At 53.4% G+C, this 20220-nt stretch carries 13 protein-coding genes and 3 pseudogenes; 11 read left to right on the top strand and 5 right to left on the bottom strand.

From position 1 onward, the window contains the following. From ABUL11_RS08870 to hisI, 4 genes are all read left to right on the top strand, one after another. On the top strand, window positions 1-302 hold a 302-nt coding region (locus tag ABUL11_RS08870), incomplete at its 5' end, for a hypothetical protein (RefSeq protein WP_502890043.1). A gap of 3 nt (window positions 303-305) precedes the next feature. Then, a complete protein-coding gene (gene thrS / locus ABUL11_RS08865; protein WP_502890042.1) occupies window positions 306-2333 on the top strand; it encodes a threonine--tRNA ligase in 2028 nt (675 codons plus the stop codon). Further along, complete coding sequence (locus tag ABUL11_RS08860; RefSeq protein WP_350283495.1) at window positions 2330-3709, top strand: dihydroorotase; 1380 nt, start codon at window positions 2330-2332, stop codon at window positions 3707-3709. The genes thrS and ABUL11_RS08860 overlap by 4 nt, the downstream gene beginning before the upstream one ends. 1 nt (window position 3710) lies before the next feature. Next, window positions 3711-4211: a phosphoribosyl-AMP cyclohydrolase gene (gene hisI / locus ABUL11_RS08855; protein WP_350283494.1), complete on the top strand. Its 501-nt coding sequence runs from the start codon at window positions 3711-3713 to the stop codon at window positions 4209-4211. A gap of 113 nt (window positions 4212-4324) precedes the next feature. Here the strand turns inward: hisI and ABUL11_RS08850 are convergent, their stop codons facing one another. The 3 genes and pseudogenes from ABUL11_RS08850 to ABUL11_RS08840 form a co-directional block, all read right to left on the bottom strand. Beyond that, window positions 4325-7471, bottom strand: coding sequence for an efflux RND transporter permease subunit (locus ABUL11_RS08850; RefSeq protein WP_350283493.1), 3147 nt, complete (start codon window positions 7469-7471; stop codon window positions 4325-4327). A gap of 13 nt (window positions 7472-7484) precedes the next feature. Beyond that, on the bottom strand, window positions 7485-8675 hold the full coding sequence (locus tag ABUL11_RS08845; RefSeq protein ID WP_350283492.1) for an efflux RND transporter periplasmic adaptor subunit: 1191 nt from the start codon (window positions 8673-8675) through the stop codon (window positions 7485-7487). Window positions 8676-8727: 52 nt separating this feature from the next. After that, a pseudogene (locus tag ABUL11_RS08840) lies at window positions 8728-9413 on the bottom strand (DDE-type integrase/transposase/recombinase); the annotation flags it as partial. A gap of 155 nt (window positions 9414-9568) precedes the next feature. Between ABUL11_RS08840 and hlyD the strand changes: the two are divergent. The 7 genes from hlyD to ABUL11_RS08805 all read left to right on the top strand — a co-directional run bounded on the left by hlyD (window position 9569) and on the right by ABUL11_RS08805 (window position 17593). Beyond that, on the top strand, window positions 9569-10603 hold the full coding sequence (hlyD, locus tag ABUL11_RS08835; RefSeq protein WP_350283491.1) for a secretion protein HlyD: 1035 nt from the start codon (window positions 9569-9571) through the stop codon (window positions 10601-10603). Further along, a complete protein-coding gene (locus ABUL11_RS08830) occupies window positions 10596-12377 on the top strand; it encodes an ATP-binding cassette domain-containing protein (RefSeq protein ID WP_502890041.1) in 1782 nt (593 codons plus the stop codon). Before hlyD ends, ABUL11_RS08830 begins: the two co-directional genes overlap by 8 nt. Next, window positions 12374-13525, top strand: coding sequence for an ABC transporter permease (locus ABUL11_RS08825; protein WP_350283490.1), 1152 nt, complete (start codon window positions 12374-12376; stop codon window positions 13523-13525). Before ABUL11_RS08830 ends, ABUL11_RS08825 begins: the two co-directional genes overlap by 4 nt. 3 nt (window positions 13526-13528) lie before the next feature. Further along, on the top strand, window positions 13529-14656 hold the full coding sequence (locus tag ABUL11_RS08820; RefSeq protein WP_502890040.1) for an ABC transporter permease: 1128 nt from the start codon (window positions 13529-13531) through the stop codon (window positions 14654-14656). A 188-nt stretch (window positions 14657-14844) separates the two neighbouring features. Then, window positions 14845-15048, top strand: a complete 204-nt coding sequence (locus ABUL11_RS08815) for a hypothetical protein (protein ID WP_350283489.1) — start codon at window positions 14845-14847, stop codon at window positions 15046-15048. Window positions 15049-15258: 210 nt separating this feature from the next. After that, on the top strand, window positions 15259-17235 hold the full coding sequence (locus tag ABUL11_RS08810; protein ID WP_350283488.1) for an AsmA family protein: 1977 nt from the start codon (window positions 15259-15261) through the stop codon (window positions 17233-17235). Window positions 17236-17257: 22 nt separating this feature from the next. Beyond that, window positions 17258-17593, top strand: coding sequence for a BON domain-containing protein (locus ABUL11_RS08805; RefSeq protein ID WP_350283487.1), 336 nt, complete (start codon window positions 17258-17260; stop codon window positions 17591-17593). A 667-nt stretch (window positions 17594-18260) separates the two neighbouring features. Here ABUL11_RS08805 and ABUL11_RS08800 read toward each other — a convergent pair. Further along, a pseudogene (locus ABUL11_RS08800) lies at window positions 18261-19368 on the bottom strand (IS3 family transposase). A gap of 234 nt (window positions 19369-19602) precedes the next feature. Then, window positions 19603-19911: pseudogene (locus ABUL11_RS08790) on the bottom strand (helix-turn-helix domain-containing protein); the annotation flags it as partial. Between the last annotated feature and the right edge of the window lie 309 nt (window positions 19912-20220).

Below are 20220 nucleotides of genomic sequence, written 5' to 3'. Positions count from 1 at the left end.
GGCTGCACTCGGTCATCGTCCATGAAACCGAGACCGGCTATGCGCAGTGTTTCCGTGAGGATGCCGACAACCCGCGGATGGGGTATATCGACCTCAACGCCATCGAGTTCGCGCCGACAATCGTGCGCGAATGGTGCGATTCGGGCCTGTTTGAACGCCTCAAGCAAGGCGCGCATCGGGCGCTCGACCGATCTGTCGACCCTGCCAAGGTATCGATCAATGCCAGTGAATTCTCCGAAGACGTGGCCCACACCAACAACGAACTGGTGCGCGACTACAAGGCCATCCAGAACGAGTTCTGAATCATGGACGTGCCTCTCTCTTCGCAAACCATCACCCTCACGTTGCCAGATGGTTCGCAGCGCCACTTCGACCCACCTGTCACAGTTGTCCAAGTCGCTGCCACGCTAGGCACCAGGCTAGCCCGGAACACAGTGGCAGGCAAGCTCGACGACCGACTCGTCGATACCTGCGAGGTGATCGATCACGATGCAGCGCTCCAGATCATCACACCCCAAGATGATGAAGGGCTGGAAATCATCCGGCACTCCTGCGCCCACCTGATTGGCCACGCCATCAAGCAGCTCTACCCGAGCGCGAAGATGGTCATCGGCCCGGTCATAAAGGATGGCTTCTACTACGACATTGCCTACGAGCGCTCCTTTACGCCAGAAGATCTGGCCGCGATCGAGGCGCGCATGAAGACATTGATCGCCCGAGACTATGACATCATCAAGCGGGTGCTGCCGCGCGACGAGGTCCTGGATATCTTCAGGCGACGCGGCGAGGACTACAAGCTGCGGCTGATCGAGAAGATGCCGGACGAACAGCAAATGGGCATGTATTTCCACCAGGAGTACGTGGACATGTGTCGTGGGCCGCATGTGTCCAATACGCGCTTTCTCAAGGCCTTCAAGCTCACCAAGCTGGCCGGTGCCTACTGGCGCGGCGATGCGAGGAACGAGCAGCTCCAGCGCATCTACGGCACGGCCTGGGCCAACAAAAAGCAGCTCGACGCCTACATCCAACGTATTGAGGAAGCCGAAAAACGTGACCACCGCAAGCTGGGCCGCGAACTGGATTTGTTCCACTTCCAGGAAGATGCGCCCGGTGCGGTGTTCTGGCACCCGCGCGGCTGGGCCGTGTTCCAGGAATTGATCGCCTACATGCGCCGCCGCCAACAGGACGCGGGCTATGTGGAGGTGAATTCGCCCGACGTGATGGATCGCAGTCTGTGGGAAATCTCCGGCCACTGGCAGAACTACCGCGACCACATGTTCACCACCGAGACCGAGGATGGCCGCGCCCTCGCGCTCAAGCCCATGAACTGTCCCGGCAGCGTGCTGCTGTACCGCCACGGCCTCAAGAGCTACCGCGACCTGCCGATCCGCATGGGCGAGTTCGGCAAGGTGCATCGCTATGAGCCTTCCGGCGCGCTGCACGGATTGCTGCGCGTGCGCCACTTCACTCAGGACGATGCGCACATCTACTGCACACCGCAGCAGATGGACGCGGAATGCCGCGAGGTCGTGGCGCTGGTGCTCGACATCTACCGCCAGTTCGGCTTCGAGGATGTGCGCATCAAGCTCTCGACCCGGCCCGAGAACCGCATGGGCGACGAGGCGACCTGGGACTTGCTCGAAGGCGCGCTGGTGCGGGCACTCGACGGCATGGGGCTGGCCTATCGGCTCAACCCCGGCGAAGGCGCCTTCTACGGTCCCAAGCTCGAATTCGTGCTGCGCGACGCCATCGGCCGCGACTGGCAGTGCGGCACCCTGCAGGTGGACATGAACCTGCCCGAACGCTTCGGGATCGAGTACGTCGATGAAGACGGCCAGCGCAAGCGCCCGGTCATGCTGCACCGGGCGCTGTTCGGCTCGCTGGAGCGCTTCACCAGCATCCTGATCGAGCACCACGCCGGCAAGCTGCCCGCCTGGCTGGCGCCGGTGCAGGCGATGGTGCTCTCGATCACCGAAGACCATGTCGCCTACGCACAGGACGTGGCCCAGCTTCTGCGCGGCGCAGGCCTGCGCGCCGAAGCCGATGTGCGCAACGAAAAGATCGGCTACAAGATCCGCGAGCAGACCTTGCAGCGCATCCCCTTCCTGCTGGTTGTCGGCGCCAAGGAGGGCGATGCGGGCACCATCGCCCTCCGCAGTCGTGATGGGCAAGACCTTGGCGTGCTGCCCCTGGCGCAGGCCGTGGCACGGCTGCGGCAGGCAGCGCAAGCGCCGGACGCCGCTGCACGCCAGGCGTCTCAGCACCGCCTGCATGCCCGCCTGACCGGGCTCGATGCTTCGGCCATCGTCGGTGAGTCGGAGACCGTGCCATGAACGACGTAGGCCGTCATGCCGATCTGCTGGTGCAGGGCGGCACCGTCATCACGCCCAACGGTGCCGAACGCATCGACGTGGCCTGTGCGGATGGCCGCATCGTCGCGCTCGGTGACCTGCAACGTACCTGGAGCGCTGACACCACGCTGAATGCCACCAACCTGCACGTGCTGCCGGGCGTGATCGACAGCCAGGTGCATTTCCGCGAGCCGGGCCTGACCCACAAGGAAGACATCGAAGCCGGCACGCGCGGTGCGGTGCTGGGCGGCGTCACCGCCGTCTTCGAGATGCCGAACACCCACCCGCTGACGCTGACTGCCGCCGACCTGCAAGCAAAGCTCGATGCCGCCCGGGGCCGTGCCTGGTGCGACCATGCCTTCTACCTGGGCGGCTCAGCCGTCAACGCCGAACAACTGGCCGAGCTGGAGAACCTGCCCGGTTGCGCCGGCGTCAAGGTCTTCATGGGCAGCTCCTTCGGCGATCTGCTGGCCGATGATGACGAAGTGCTGCGCCGTATCCTGCATCATGGCCGTAGGCGCTTGGCCGTGCATGCCGAGGATGAGGCACGACTGCGTGAACGCAAGGCGATCGTCGAAGCCAGCGGCGACGTGCGCCAGCACCCAATCTGGCGCGACGAAGCCAGCGCCCTGATGGCCACCGAGCGCATCGTGCGCCTGGCCACCGAAGCCGGCCGGCGCCTACATGTGCTGCACGTCTCCACGGCGCAAGAGATGGCCTTCCTGGCCTGGCACAAACGCCGCCTCACGGTGGAAGTGACGCCCCACCACCTGAGCCTACACGCCCCCGATTGCTACGAACGCCTGGGCAGCCTGGCACAGATGAACCCGCCGGTGCGCGAACGCCGCCACCAGGATGCGCTGTGGCAGGCGATCCGCGATGGCGTGGTCGACGTCATCGGCAGCGACCACGCGCCCCACACGCGGGACGAGAAAGCCAGGCCCTACCCGCAATCGCTCAGCGGCATGACCGGCGTGCAGACGCTGCTGCCGTTGATGCTCGACCACGTGCATGCCGGCCGCCTGAGCCTGCAGCGGCTGGTGGACCTCACCAGCGCCGGCCCCGCGCGCATCTTCAGCATCGAAGGCAAGGGCCGCATCGCGCTGGGCTTCGACGCCGATCTGAGCATCATCGATCTGAAGGCACGGCGCACCATCCGCAACGATTGGATCGCCAGCATCTGCGGTTGGACACCATATGACGGCACCGCGATCACCGGTTGGCCCATCCACACGGTCGTACGCGGGCACTGCGTAGTGCGGAACGAAACATTATCTGGGCGACCGCAAGGCCGGCCGCTGCGATTTCTTGAAACCTCGCCGCCAGTACCATTCCTAAATCCTGACAAGAATCCATAATATGACAAATGAAACCTCCCCATCCAGTGCACCACTGTTCGCCCTGCGCCTGTCCATCAAGCAGGTGGAAGAAGGTCACCAGCTGGCACCGAAGTTCGATGGACACGGACTGATCACTTGCATCACCACCGATGCGGCTAGTGGCGAGGTGCTGATGCTGGGCTACATGAACCACGAAGCACTGGAGAAAACTGTTCAAACCGGTGAGGCACATTATTGGAGCCGATCGCGGCAAGTGTTGTGGCACAAAGGCGCAACCAGCGGCCTGGTGCAGACCGTCGAAGAAATGCGCATCGACGATGACCAGGATGCGATCTGGCTGCGCGTCCGCGTGGCTGTCTCGGGTGCGAGCTGCCACGTTGGTTACCGTTCATGCTTTTATCGGCGTGTTCATGTCGGCGCGCAACGTAAGAAGGGAAAGGAACTGATCTTCACCGAATCTGAAAAGATCTTCGATCCCAAGCTCGTCTACGGAGATGCGCCCAATCCGACACTTCTATAAACAGGGTAACCCCATAGCCAGTCTGATGATGCATCAATAGAGAGAGAAACTACACCTAAAGACAGGGGTGATAACACTTGAACTGACACGCATCTTCTGGCTTCAATCATGCGTCAAGTGGCTTTGTCGTGCTGGATCAACTTACGCCCGGACAGTTTGCGCAGACCCACATAAAACACTGGCGTCAGGAACAGGCCGAACAGGGTCACGCCGATCATCCCGGCAAACACGGTGATGCCGGTAGCTGAGCGTACCTCGGCGCCAGCACCGCTGGAGAGTACTAGCGGCACGGTGCCAGCGATGAAGGCTACCGAAGTCATCACGATGGGGCGTAACCGCAGCCGACAGGCTTCCAATGCAGCAGTAACGATGCCCTTGCCCTGAAGTTCCAATTCGCGCGCAAACTCTACGATCAGGATAGCGTTTTTGCAGGCCAGGCCCATCAGTACCACCAAGCCAACCTGCACGAAAGTGTTATTGTCGCCACCGAACAGCTTTACGCCAGCCAGCGCCGAGAGCATACACATTGGTACGATCAGAATCACCGCCAGTGGCAGTACCCAGCTCTCGTAGAGCGCGGCCAGCACCAGGAAAGCAAGCATAATCGCCAGCGGAAATACGAACAGGGCGGCATTACCCTGGGTCGCTTGCTGGAAACTGAGATCGGTCCATTCGATGCTGATGCCGTTCGGCAGCACGGAGCTTGCCAGTTCCGCGATCTTGCTCATCGCTTCCGCTGACGACAGCATCGCCGGATCAGCCTCGCCGATAAAATCGGCGGCCGGGTAACCGTTATAGCGCAGTACCGGATCGGGCCCGTAAGCCTCTTTGACCTTCACCATCGAGCCGATCGGCACCATTTCGCCACGTTCGTTGCGTGCTTTCAGGTTGACGATGTCCTCGACCGTCTTGCGGTAGTCACCGTCGGCCTGTGCATAGACACGCCAGGTCCGCCCAAATAGATTGAAATCGTTGATATAGGACGATCCCAGATAGACCTGCAATGTGCTGAACAGCTCAGTAAGCGGTACGCCTTGAACCTTGGCTTTGATGCGGTCGACCTCGATATCGAGCTGCGGCACGTTAGACTGATAGCCGCTGAACGGAAAACCCATACCGGGTGTTGCCATCACTGCGCCTTGCAGCACATTCGTTGCTTGCTGAAGGGCACCGTAGCCCAGGTCGGCACGATCTCCAATGAACAGCGAATAGCCGGCCCCCGTACCCAGGCCGTCGATCGGTGGCGGCATCAATACGAAAGCCATGCCTTCCTTAATCTCGGAAATCTTTGCCTGGATCTCGTCGGCGATTTCCTTGGCGCTGCGGCTGCGTTCGTTGAACGGTTTCAAGATCGGAAAGGCCACGCCATAGTTTGGTGTATTAGTGAACTGGGTCGCATTAAGGCCGGTCATTGCGACTACATGAGCCACGCCTTCGGTGCCTCGAGCGATCTCGGAAACCCTCTTCAGCACAACATCGGTACGCTCAAGCGAAGAACCTTCGGGTAATTTCACGCCAGCAATCAGGTAGAGTTTATCCTGAGTCGGAATGAAGCCACGCGGTACCACATCGAACATTACGCCAGTGCCGACCAACAACACAGCATAGACGGTAAAAGCCACACCGCGACGTTTCAAGATACGCGATATCGAGCTCTGGTAACTGTCAGAGCTGCTCTTGAAAAAATGATTGAATGGTCTGAATAGCCAGCCAAAGGTACGCTCGATGATGCGCGACAGGAAGTCTTGCGGTGCGTCATGCGCGTGCAATAACTTAGCCGCCAACGCCGGCGACAAGGTGAGCGAATTAATCGCCGAAATTACCGTCGAAATCGCAATCGTAACAGCGAACTGCTTGTAAAACTGGCCAGTTACGCCAGTCAGAAAAGCCATCGGCACGAATACTGCGCAGAGTACCAGTGCAATCGCCACAATCGGGCCAGACACTTCTTTCATCGCCTGATGCGCTGCTTCGAGCGGTGTGCGCCCTTCCTCAATATTGCGCTCGATATTTTCGACCACGACGATCGCATCGTCGACGACGATACCAATTGCCAACACCAACCCGAACAGGGAAAGCGTATTGATCGAGAAGCCGAGCAGATAGAGCACGGCGAAGGTACCGACGACCGATACCGGGACCGCGAGCAGTGGAATGATCGAGGCACGCCAGGTCTGCAAGAAGAGGATCACCACAAGTACAACAAGCAGAGTCGCTTCCAGCAAAGTACTCACTACGGCCCGAATGGATTCGCGAACAAAGATTGTGTTGTCGTAATCCGAGCGATAGGACACGCCAGGTGGAAAGTGCTTGGCCAGCTCGTCCATCTTGGCGATCACCGCATCGCGGGCCGACAGGGCATTGGCGCCAGGTGCCTGGAACACACCGATGATTCCGGACGGATAATCGTCGAGCTGACCACGCAAAGTGTAGTCGCTGGCACCGAGCTCGATCTGTGCAACATCACTTAGGCGTACGACTTCGCCATTCGTGCCAGTCTTGAGCACAATGTTGCCGAACTCCTCGGGCGAACGCAAGCGTCCCTGCGCATTGATCGAGACCAGGAAATCGCTGCCACCGGCGATAGGTTCGGCGCCGAGCTGCCCTGCCGAGACCTGCAGATTCTGTTCCCTTACCGCGCTCACGATGTCGCCGGCGGTTATGCCTCGTGAAGCAGCCTTGTTTGGATCGAGCCAGATACGCATGGCATAGTCACCGCCACCGAACAGCTGAACCTGGCCGACGCCGGGCAAGCGAGCTAGTTCATCCTTGATCTTCGTGTTGATGTAGTTGCGCAGATAGAGTGCGTTGTATTTACCATCCGAAATCAGTGTAACCAGGAGCAGGAAGCTCGGTGACTGCTTCTGTGTGGTAATACCAAGGCTGACCACCTCGGTCGGCAGGCGCGACAAAGCTTGGTTAACTCTGTTTTGTACATCGACTTGGGCCATCCTGGGATCGGTGCCGGGGCGAAAGGTAATCGTCATCTGCAGCACGCCGTCTGAGCCCGCAATCGACTTTAGATACATCATGTTCTCGGCACCGTTGATCTGCTCTTCGAGTGGCGTGGATACGGTTTCGGCGATGGTCTTGGGGTTGGCGCCCGGATAGGTAGCGCGTACGACTACAGTCGGCGGTACGACATCGGGATATTCACTGATCGGCAGCAGCGGAATCGCGATCAGGCCTGCAACGAAAATCACAATCGACAGTACTGCCGCGAAAATCGGGCGGTCGATGAAGAATTTTGAGAAATCCATACTTCCTCCTTGCCTACTTTACCGAGGTTGTAACGGATTCAACGGATGTTACCGCAGGCGAACCCATAGGAACAATATTCGGCCTCACCAGAGTATCCGGAGCGAAGATCTTTAACTGGCCTGCAACGATGACTATATCATCTGCATCAAGGCCCGACTGCACCACGAGCAGACCATCAATCAACCTCCCGAGCATAATGTCCCTGCGCTGCGCTTTATTTTCCTTGTCGATTACGTAGACGTACTTGCGATTCTGGTCAGCCATCACTGCCTTCTGATCGATGAGTATGGCCTTGAATTCGGCGCCGCCTTCGAGTTGCACCCTGGCATACAATCCTGGCGTAAATATGCGCTCAGGATTCGGCAATACTGCGCGCAGGTTGATCGTGCCCGTATCAGGATCGACCTGGTTGTTTACAAAATTTACCGTACCCTTATATGGATAGTCCTGGTCATCAGCAAGGCCTATGCGTACGAGATTATTGGAGGTGGCACGCTCGCCTTTGCTCATAAGCCGAGAATAGTGCAGAAAAATCGATTCACTCGGCTGAAAATAAACATAAACGGGATCCAGCGAAACGACGCTGGTCAATACAGTCTGATCCGCCTGCACGAGGTTTCCCCTGGTAAGCATTGCACGGCTGACACGACCGGCGATTGGCGATCGCACCTCGGTGAATTCAAGATTGAGCCTTGCTGTTTCTTCTGCAGCTTCAGCCATATGCACGTCGGCATGACTCTGGGTCATACCTGTACGACGTGTCTCCAATTCTTCATGCGAAATCGCTTTGCTCGCAATGAGAGTCTGTGCCCGCTCCTTCAACGTTTTGGCGAGTTGAGCCGAAGCACGTGCGCGTTGAAGTTGGGCTACAGCACTTTTGTGGGCAGCGCGATACGGACGCTGATCAATTACGAACAACAGATCTCCGGCTTTGACCTCGTCCCCTTCCTTGAACGCAATACGCTCGATATAACCGCTGACGCGTGCACGTACGTTAACTGTGTCGGTCGCGGCAATACGGCCCGTAAACTCGTCCCACTGACGTATAGATTTGACCAGCACTTGTGCCACATCAACTTCGGGCGGTGACATAGTTGCCTGATCTTCTTCACCGCTGCAAGCGGTGATGGTAAGACCTACGATGGCGACAATGACAAGAAGATATGCACGCAGGGACAAGCCCTTATTTGAAAGGTAAAACATGGTGTTTTCCTGATAACGGGATTAATTTTTATTGAAGGATAAGGCCATTTATTTACGCTATATTTACCACGTTTTGTTCCAGCGTTTGATGGCTTGGGTTAAAACTAAAACGTTCTGGTTCATTCTGCCAGCATTTGATGGTGTATTGTACGGCATGAGTCCCCGCAAGGTTTTGAGTTGCTTGGCGAAGTTGTAGGCATTCAGGAAGTTATAAAGATGCTCTCGCAACTGTTGATGATTTTCATAATGATAGCGTTTGACGGTTGCTTCCTTGAGGGTGCGGTTCATACGCTCGACCTGACCATTGGTCCAGGGGTGATTTGGCTGGGTCAGGCGATGTTCCGTACCATTTTCCAGGCAGACACGGTCGAAGATATGCAAGAAGGCATATCTGTCTGTTTTGCGGTGGGTGAACTGGATGCCGTTGTCTGTGAGGATAGTATGGATTTTATAGGGTACGGCGGCGATGAGATTGCGCAGGAACCGCGCTGCTTCCATCTTGCCGTACTTGGGCAATGATTCAGCATAAACGAACTTGCTGGTTCGGTCGATGGCGACGAACAGGTAGAGTTTGCTTTCTTCTGTCCGTACTTCGGCGATATCGATATGGAAATAGCCGATGGGATAGCAGGCGAACTTTTTTCTGGCAGATTTCTCGCCTTCCACCTCCGGTAAGCGGCTGATGTCGTGGCGCTGGAACAGGCGATGCAGGGATGATCGGGGCAGGCAGGTAATAGAGTATTTTTCAATGAGATATCTGATTTACGGATACTCCAGATATTTCTCTATTGGATGTGCATCATGGATATCCGCTACATATCGGGCTGCATAAAATTCACAAGCCGCCAGGTTTACGAGTACAGTCTGCCGGTAGAGCATACGGAGGCTGAGCAATGAAGATGGGCAGTTTATCCACTACTGTGAAACGCATTCTGATCATCACAGTCATTCTTCTCGCTGCAGGTGGCGCTATCTTTGCGTGGGTGCAGCATACAGAACAGGACGAAAGCCCTTTATATCTGTACGGTAACGTCGATATCCGGGAGGTACAGTTAGCCTTCCGCCAGCCGGGACGAGTAATGCAGATGCTATTCGACGAGGGAGATGCCGTGGTAGCCGGTACACACATGGCAACACTTGATGCTCAGCCGTATCAAGAGGCATTGGCGGCAGCAAAGGCATCCGTACAGGTGGCTCAAGCGGAGCTGGCCAAGATGCGCCGCGGCTTGCGCCCGCAGGAGATCATTCAGGCGCAGGAGGCACTCAACCAGGCAGAGGCGGTTGCACACCGGGCCAAGCGTGACTACGCGCGCCTGAGCAGATTGCTGCCCTCGAAAGCAAGCAGTCAGCAGGAAGTAGATAGTGCACGTGCCGCGCGAGATCAGGCCATCGCCGGCGTCAAGGCGGCCAAAGCAGTTTTATCCCAGGCCAGAGAAGGATTTCGCAAAGAAGATATCGCTGCGGCTGAAGCACAGCTGGCAGCTGCGATGGCCACGCGGGATCAGGCAGCTACCGCATTGGCTGATACCAAACTGTTTGCACCGAACGATGGCACGGTCATTGCACGGATACGTGAACCGGGCAGCATGGTTGCCAGCCAGAGTGCCGTCTACAATCTAAGCCTCGACAAACCGGTATACATACGCGCCTATATCGGCGAAACAGCACTGGGTCGCATTGCACCCGGAACGCCAGTACAGGTACGCAGCGATTCCTCAAAGAAAATCTACCACGGTCAAGTTGGCTTCATCTCGCCGCGTGCCGAGTTTACCCCCAAGACGGTGGAAACGACCGATCTGCGTACCGATCTGGTTTATCGCCTGCGGATCGTAGTGAGTGATGCCGACGCTGCATTACGACAGGGTATGCCGGTAACGGTCGAAGTCGATACCCGGCCGGCAACCGGCCTATCCGCCGAGGATGAGTGATATGCGTACCATGGCTGCCTTGCCACCCTCGCCGGCCATTGAGCATAACGATACCGCCATTATCATCGATCATGTCGACAAGCATTTCGGCACTGTCCATGCCCTGCGCGACCTCAGTGCGAAGATTCATTACGGCCGCCTGACCGGTCTGGTGGGCCCGGACGGTGCCGGCAAGACTACTCTGATGCGTATTCTGACCGATCTGCTGGTACCGGATACCGGCTCCGTCACCCTGGCCGGGTTCGATGTGGTAGCAGATAACGATGCGATTCATGTGGTAAGTGGCTATATGCCTCAGCGCTTCGGTTTATATGAAGATCTGACCGTGATGGAAAACATGCGTCTGTATGCGCAACTGCGTGGTATGGATGCCAATCGGCATACCGATCTGTTTGCCGAACTGCTCGATTTCACCCGCCTTGCATCCTTCACCGAACGCCTGGCCGGAAAACTCTCCGGTGGCATGAAACAGAAACTGGGCCTGGCCTGCGCCCTGATGGCACGGCCTAAGGTACTGCTGCTGGATGAGCCCGGCGTTGGTGTCGATCCGGTCAGCCGTCAGGATCTGTGGCGCATGGTACAGACACTGACTGGCGAAGGCATGGCCGTTGTCTGGTCCACCGCTTATCTCGACGAAGCCGAACGTTGCGACAGTGTACTGCTGCTCAACGAAGGCCGGCTCACTTTCGATGGCCCACCTGATGAACTGACCGGACGCCTCAAGGATCGCAGCTTCCGTCTGGAAGCAGTCGGTGCACAGCGCCGGGCGGTACTGGCCGAAGCGCTGGATCTGGATAGTATCGGTGATGGCGTGATTCAAGGTGCCGGCGTGCGCGTCGTATTGCGTGCCGGTTCGGGGCCGGAGCAAATCCAGGCACTTGCCGGCAGGGTTGGCACGCGTCTGACACCGGTCCCGGCCCGTTTCGAAGATGCCTTCATCGATCTGCTGGGAGGAGGTCCGGGCGGCACATCAGCATTGGCTGAACGTCTGTCGCCAGTCGAACTGACTTCGGATATTGCGGTTTCCTGTCGCCATCTGACCAAACGCTTCGGTGATTTCGTCGCGACTGACAATGTCAGTTTCGAAGTGCATAAAGGTGAAATTTTTGGCCTGCTCGGCCCTAATGGTGCCGGCAAATCGACTACTTTCAAAATGTTGTGCGGATTGCTCAAGCCTACCGGAGGTGAAGCGCACGTAGTCGGTCTGGATCTGCGCCGGGCACCCGGTAGCGCGAAAGCACAACTGGGCTACATGGCACAGAAATTCTCTCTCTACGGCCTGCTCTCGGTACACCAGAATCTGGAATTCTCAGCCGGCGTATATGGACTGGATCGTGCTACGCGGCACAAGCGCATCGAAGAGATGATCAGGATTTTTGATCTGCATGACTGGTTGTCTGCCGCACCCGATTCTCTGCCGCTGGGACACAAGCAGCGTCTGGCACTGGCTTGCGCGCTGATGCACCATCCCCCCGTGCTGTTTCTGGATGAACCAACCTCGGGCGTCGACCCGATTACGCGGCGTGAATTCTGGACACATATCAACGGTCTGGCACGCAAGGGCGTGACCATTATGGTTACCACTCACTTCATGGATGAAGCCGAGTATTGTGACCGCGTAGCGATACTTTATCGTGCCCGCCTGATCGCCCTGGATACACCCGACGCACTCAAGCATGATGCAGCCAGTGCTGACCGGCCGGATCCGACTATGGAAGATGCCTTTATCCATCTGGTGGAAACCTCGGCACCCGCCGATGAAACAAAAACATGAAAACCGCACCCGATCAGGAAAAAAGCATCGTTGTACGCCGCTTTGATCCGGTACGCTTCGCCGCAGTGGTACACAAGGAGAGCCTGCAGGCCATGCGGGATCCGTCCACACTGCTGATTGCTCTGGTTCTGCCACTGATTCTGCTGTTCCTGTTTGCCTACGCCGTATCGCTGGACGTACGCCATGTGCGCGTCGGCGTTGTACTGGAATCTCCGGGAGCAACAGCCCGGACACTGGCGGATGCTTTTTCCGGCACGCACTACCTGGAGGTGACTTTTGCCTATGATCGTCGCGAAGTTGCCAGGCAACTCATGGCCGGCGAGCTGCGCGGCTATGTGATGATCCCGCAGGATTTCGAACGCCACTTCGCAGATACGGGCAATCCGCTGGTACAGATCATTACCGATGGTTCGCAACCCAACACGGCCAATTTCGTAGCCAACTACGCACAAGGTGTCGTGCAAACCTGGGCTGCCGGCCTCACTGAAACCATGCCGGTGTCAGCTGTCCAGCTGGAACCACGTTACTGGTTCAATCCTGAGCTGGCCAGTCGGCGTGCGCTGGTACCGGGCGCCATTGCCATCATCATGACCATTATCGGCACCTTGCTGACTGCACTGGTCGTGGCGCGTGAATGGGAACGCGGCACCATGGAAGCAATCCTGTCCACACCGGCATCGGTGCTGGAAATTCTGGCCGGCAAACTGCTGCCGTATTTTGTGCTGGGTATGCTATCCACCCTGATCGCAGCAGCACTGGCCGTGTTCCTGTTCGATGTACCGTTACGCGGTTCATTGTTCGCACTGCTGATGCTTTCCGCCGTATTCATGATGCCTGCACTGGGCCAGGGATTGCTGATTTCGTCACTGGCACGCAACCAGTTTCTTGCCTCACAGCTGGCCCTGTTTTCCGGCTACCTGCCCGCATTCATACTATCGGGCTTCCTGTTCGAAATCGATGCCATGCCCGCACCCATCCGGGCGATCACCTGGCTGATTCCGGCGCGTTATTTCGTATCTTCGCTGAAAACGATATTCCTGGCGGGAGATATCTGGAGTGTTTTCATCCCCGATCTGCTGGGTATGGCAGCGATTGGCATGGTATTTTTTCTGATTGCGCAGCGTTACACGCGCAAAAGCCTGGAGTGATGAATGATGTCTTATCATGATTTTCGGACCATGCTCATCCGCTTGCAGGCTCAGTTCGTCAAAGAATTGCTCTGTATTCTGCGTGATCCGCGCAACCGGATCGTAGTGTTCGTACCTCCGCTGATGCAGCTCCTGATATTTTCCTACGCTGCCACCATGGAGGTACGCAATCTCGATATTGCCCTATACAACCAGGATACAGGGCGTGCAGCGCAGGAACTCATATGGCATCTGGAAGCCGCCAGCTTCATTGCACAGGTACACTACGTCCATAGTAATGCCGCATTGCGTGAACAGCTGGTACAGGGCAAGGTGATTGCCGCGGTTGCCATTCCTGCTGATTTCTCCCGTACCATTGCTGTCAGCGGAAGCGGCCACGCACAGGTACTGGTCGATGGTCGGCGCAGCAATTCCGGCCAGATCGTCGTGGGTTATCTATCCTCCATCGCCAAAGATATCCGCTTTACGACAGATACCGTGCCGATACCGGAAACATCGGTGACCGTGCGCCATTGGTTCAATCCCAATCTGATCTATCTCTGGTTCATGGTCCCCGGCCTGATCGGCACACTCGCCTTTTTCAGTGCACTTATGATCACTGCGCTGTCCATTGCCCGGGAACGTGAACTGGGTACTTTCGATCAACTGTTGGTATCACCTGCTTCCACGCTTGAAATCATCTTGTCCAAATCATTACCAGCTCTGGTAATCAGCACGTTGCTCGCTTTACTGATGATTACCCTGGCAATCTGGTTTTTCCGGATTCCATTTACAGGCTCATTCGGATTACTGCTGATCGGACTCATATTGTTCATTCTGTCGGCAGTAAGCATCGGCCTGGTGATTTCCGCTATTAGTATGACTCAGCAACAGGCCATCCTGGGCGGGTTCGTCATCGGCGTACCAAGTGTGCTGATATCAGGTTTTGCCACGCCGGTGGAAAATATGCCGATACTGTTGCAATGGCTGGCCCAGGCCATCCCGCTCACCCATTTTCTGATCATTATCGAAGGCTGTTTTCTTAAAGCACTTCCACCCCGGGATGTTCTTGCCAATCTCTGGCCGCTGGCAGCTATTGCTTTTACCATGCTACCTATGGCTATGCTCTTTGCCCGCAACCGACTGCAGTAAAATAAAAAAACAATATGGCAATTATATAAAACGATTTTTCCTATATAGCGTAGTCATAAAGTTAATAATATGAGATTCTTTTAAGATACAAGAGAACTTATATTATTAATCTCATAACTACACTAATCTAACTTTCTATAAAGTTGTCTTCTTTTATAGATGCTAATTCATACATAAGGAATAATTAAATGGAAATTGAATATAAAGGATTCAGTATTATTAATAGTGTCGAAGAATGTGATGACTATTCAGGTCGTTGGAATGGTCGATACAGAATTCTTGATAGCAAAGGCGCAGTCGCCTATGAGAGTTTTACAGAACCTTACTCTGATCGAGAGGAAGCATACGAGGTGGCTAAGAAATCCGCTTATGAGTGGATCAATGCACAGTAATTTCAATGAAGAGGAATACACGCGAAATTAATTGCCTATTTCATGATGCCTTGATTTAGCATGGACATGTATGTCTTCTATCTTGATGAATTTACTTACTTATTATAATGCTGACCAAGTGTCGCTTATGTGTAGTTCTTACTCAGGGCTGCAGCCTATTAATTTTTAAGGCTCCAAAGATCTCATGTAAATAGCAAATCGGGATAAATAATGAGTATCGTAAAATGGATTGGAATAGTATTTCTTATCTCCATTCTTTTATTTATATTGTTGATCTCGGCCATGAACTGGAATTGGGCACGAGACTGGGCTGCACAACAGATCAGTGAGCTGACACATCGTAAACTTACCATCACCGGAGATTTGACAGTTAACTGGTCTTTGGCGCCACACATCAGGATTGAGCAAATCCAGTTTGCGAATGCTGCATGGAGCAAAGAGCCTAACATGTTAGAGCTTGCAGCTGTCGATTTGAATATCGACTTGCTTGAACTTCTCAAAGGGCGGGTGATATTTCCTGAAATCGCCCTCACCAAACCCTCTATCATTTTAGAGAAATCACGTGAAGGCGAAGCCAACTGGGAATTTCAGGTAAATAAAAATGAGGATGACCGTTCAGAGTTCCCAGTTATCGAGCGCTTACGAATTCAAAGTGGCCATCTAGTTTATCGAGATTTGTTAAATAATACGGACATTTCTACAGCCTTTAAAACAACTGAAGGGCAGACGGACGGCACAGATGCTACCCAGTTACAAGCCGAAGGAAAACTTAATGGGCAACCGCTTTCTATCTTTTTAAATGCAGGTCCGCTGGTTGCGCTCCGAGAAGCAAATGAGCCCTATCCAATGGTATTGGAGTTGCAAGCTGGAAAAACCACTATCAAGGTGGATGGTACCGTATTAGCACCTTTACAGCTCAAAGGCATAGATTTGCAATTTGATATGAAAGGTCCTAATCCCGAACAATTATCACAAATCGTTCAATTACCCCTGCCCAATTTGCCTCCTTATCATTTAAAAGGCGATTTCTCTCATCGAGAGGATGAAGGTATTTGGCAAATTAAGAGCTTGCAAGGACACGTTGGAGACAGTGATCTGGCGGGTGATATTGATGTGAAAATAGTTGAAGGACAGCCCCGTATCAAAGCTGATCTGATTTCAAAGAAAATAGATTTAGACGATCTTGGCCCTCTCATCGGGCTTGCTCCTGATACGGGTGCAGGAGAAACAGCGTCGAAAGCACAGCAGAAAGAAGCAGAAAAAGAAGCGGCAAGGCCATTAATATTTCCCGATAAGCCTATTGGCTTTGAAAAATTACGGAATATAAATGCCGACATCAAATTACGGAGCAAACAGGTTGAATCAAAACTTCCCGTAGATGACCTTTACATGCATGCAATCATTGATGACGGCCATTTAATTCTTTCACCGCTTGATTTTGGCGTGGCTGACGGACATATCCGATCACATGTTGAGGTTGATACGAGAACTCACCCCGTTAAAAGCAAAATTGAAAGCGAAATTCATCATGTTCAATTGAATGAAATTCTCCGACGCTTTGAAATCGCTGACCAGAGTGCAGGATTGATTGGAGGGAAAGCGATATATTGGTTCAAAGGGAATTCTGTTGAAGAAATGCTAGCGTCAGCGGATGGTGGTTTGTTGATGTTAATGACAGGGGGGCACTTTGATGACTTATTGGTTGAACTTGCCGGGCTGGACATCGGTGAAGCTGTAGTCGCTTTATTTGATAAGGACGATAATACGGAAATTAATTGTGCTTTTGTAGATCTTCCAGCTAATAGCGGAATCATGAATTTGAGCACTTTTGTAGTAGATACTGAAGATACTATTTTTTTAGGCGCTGGATCTCTCGATTTGAGAAAAGAAAGCCTGGATCTGGTTATTGATCCCAAGCCTAAAGATTTGAGCCTGTTTTCGGCTCGTGCTCCCCTTCATATAGAAGGTAGTTTTAAGAAACCAACTTTTATACCAGGCGCCTCGGCCATTCTACGCGGAGCAGTCTCTCTGGCCCTATTACCTGCGGCACCGATTGTAAGTTTGTATGCGTTACTTCAGAAAGATCAAAAAGAGCAGAAGGACAAGAAAAATGATAAGCAGGAAAATACGACGAATTGCACCGGCCTTGTAAACGCTATTAATGAAGCACATGAGGAAAATCAATAATTCCAGTAAGTAAATAGTAAATATGAAAACGCGGAAGATTCAAGGGATATATTTTATTTGGATGATTGGTTATTTAATCCTCACAGGTGGAATAACGGGTTGTGCCGGACTGTTTAGCCCTCATCCAATAGAAATAGAAGAAGGATCCCAAGAAGATGTAGTTTTAGCTATGAAAATAAAAGCGAAATTAATTGAAGCAAAAGAGCTTAATGCAGCGGCTATACAGGTGGAATCAACCAATGGATCGGTAGTATTAAGGGGATTTGTCGAAACAGAATCGCAGCGCCAGTTAGCCAGTTCAATTACGCAAAAAACACCTAACGTCAAACGAGTTGATAATCAGATTAAAGTCAAATAATGCAAGGTTTTTTCATTCGTTAGCTTTCTTTGTTTGTTGTAAATCACACAGCATGAATTGGGTAAAAACAGTAATTTACCCAATTTTTACTATTGAGCCCGCCTAATAGCCGAGCTGCTTGGCTTTTCGTAGGGTTGCTGCCGGCGCTTTTGAATGTCCTGCTGCTTTTTGGTCAGCGTAGGCGCTGCGGCCGCCTGAGCTGTGTTACCTGTTGAAGCCGCCACGTCCTTCAGTAAGTCCTCTGGCGTAAACCTACGCTAAAGCAGCCTGCTCCGCATTGATGACTGTAAGATACGACATCAGTTGGAAACTCTCGGATGAAAACAGCTGATTGCCGGCCATACTTCTCTTAAAAAGCTTGGCTATGTGAAGTTCTTCCGCATATATGCCAAAACATGCAATGGACTCGGGGAGTATGCACCGTGTTTGGTTGACCCATTGCAGGATATTAACGGCTCGTAGCGATATCTCAAGGCACTGACTTTCTTACCTGGGAAAAAGCTATTTCGACCAAACAGTCCCAGACTACTGACAGCAGAGCGCCATTGGGGAGGAGATGGTTCGTAACGCCACGCCTGTGCGGGACCCGTTGGCTTGGTCCATAGGTGCATTGACTTGTTGTCCCAAGCACGGAATTGACGTGGTCAAGGTTTTTTGTACACTTTAGTTAAGCAACTTTTCTGATTTTTGCCATTTCAGCTTCATACTGATTGGGGCTTCTGTACCCCAGGTATGAATGCAGTCGATGGTTGTTGTAAAACATAGTGACGTAATTTAGCACATCCTGGTGGGCTTCATGGCGCGTCTGGTAATATCGCCACTGGACTCGTTCCTGTTTCAGGCTGCCAAAAAAACTTTCCACAACTGCATTGTCCCAACAGTCTCCTTTTCGGCTCATGCTGCCCTCGAACCCGTGGGCCTTTAGTAACCGGCAGTAATCCTTGCTGGCATATTGGGGAACCTCGATCTGAATGCACGATCAGTCCTGCTGCCGGCTGACGTTGCCAGATAGCCATTCTGAAGGCATCGCAGACCAGTTGTGCCTTCATGCGGGAACTCATGCTCCAGCCCACCACCTTGCGTGAGTACAGGTCAATGACTACTGCCAGGTACAGCCAACCTTTTTGTGTCCACAGGCAGGTGATGTCTCCGGCGTACACCTGATCGGGCGCCACGACATCAAATTCCCGATTCAACCTGTTATCAAATACCGGTTGCCGGTGATTACTGTTGGTCGTGACTTTGTACCACTTACGCTGCTTTGCTTGTACACCTGCTTCATCCGGCGGCTGCCATAGGTGTTATCACTGGATTCTGCGATCTCACGAACCACTTCCAGCAGCGCCTGGTAGCAGGCATCATCCGGCTTATCGGTATTTCGCTTCAGGTAACCGTAATAGCCACTGCGGGTAACACCCAGGAATTGGCACATCAGGCTGACCGGGCAGGTCTTCTTCTTTTGGGCGATAAACGAATACTTCAATTTGTTTCTTTGGTGAAGAAGACCGTCGCTTCCTTTAAGATGCGTTTCTCCATTTCCGGTTGCTTTGCCCGAACCTTCAGCTTCCTGATTTCCTCCTGCTCCAGAGTCAGCTTGCCGTTACCTCTGAATGCCTGTCCGTCGCTATCCTCCCGATACTCCCTGATCCAGCGCCCCAGTTGAGAAATATTGATTCCAGACTTCTGGCTGCCTCCGTACGGGTATACCCCTACTCCAGTACCAGACTGATTGCATCCAATTTGAATTCTTTCGTGTATTGCTTCCTTGCTGTCATTTCGTCCTCCAGTTAAGATTATTTTCTCTTAACTGGAATGTCCAGTTTCATTAAACCATGTCAGTTTTACAACAACCATCGACTGCATTCATACCTGGGGTACAGAAGCCCCAATCAGTATGAAGCTGAAATGGCAAAAATCAGAAAAGTTGCTTAACTAAAGTGTACAAAAAACCTTGACCACGTTAACGATTCCAGATTCTGGCGCAGCCATACCGAACGGACACCAGACTAAGAAACGAAAATTCCGCGCTTACGCAGTTCGTTGGAAACACGAACCTGACCAAAAGCCGGTTGCTCCAGAGCAAAGGCCAGGATCGCTGCTTCCGTCGCTTCTTCTACACGGTTCTTGATATTGGGCTTACGTCGGTTTGCATCTATCAGAGCTTCAACACCTCCTGTTTCCACAGCTGCCTGATAGCGATAGAAAGTATCGCGAGAAAAACCCATCATCTTACAGGCACGGGATACATTGCCAAGCTCAGCTGCCAGATTAAGCAAGCCAATCTTGTGTTTAATAATTTTATGATGAACACTGCTCATGGGATTACTCCTTTACGCTTTCGCGTTTGGTTGATAAAGATTCGCACCTCTATCAAACCGGGTAATCCCACCTCTTGGCAAGACCTGCTGTCAGATCAAATCTGAACTACTACAGATAATTGTCAGTTTATCAATGCTGTTTAAAAGTCGGTTCGAAATGTTCATTTATCCCCTATAAACTCCGCTTTTTTTGCTGACTTCTGCCTTTAACTGGCTGCCTCGCTGATGCTTTTCAGAGGTTCTCCGAGGAATCTTTTTTTCTGACAGTTCTTTGCACATATCCGCTATCCATGCCAGAATAAAAATATC

This window comes from Nitrosomonas sp. (assembly GCF_040256045.1).
GTDB lineage: Bacteria > Pseudomonadota > Gammaproteobacteria > Burkholderiales > Nitrosomonadaceae > Nitrosomonas.
The sequence above is the reverse complement of the archived record's forward strand: the minus strand, read 5'-3'. Positions and strand labels throughout refer to the sequence as shown.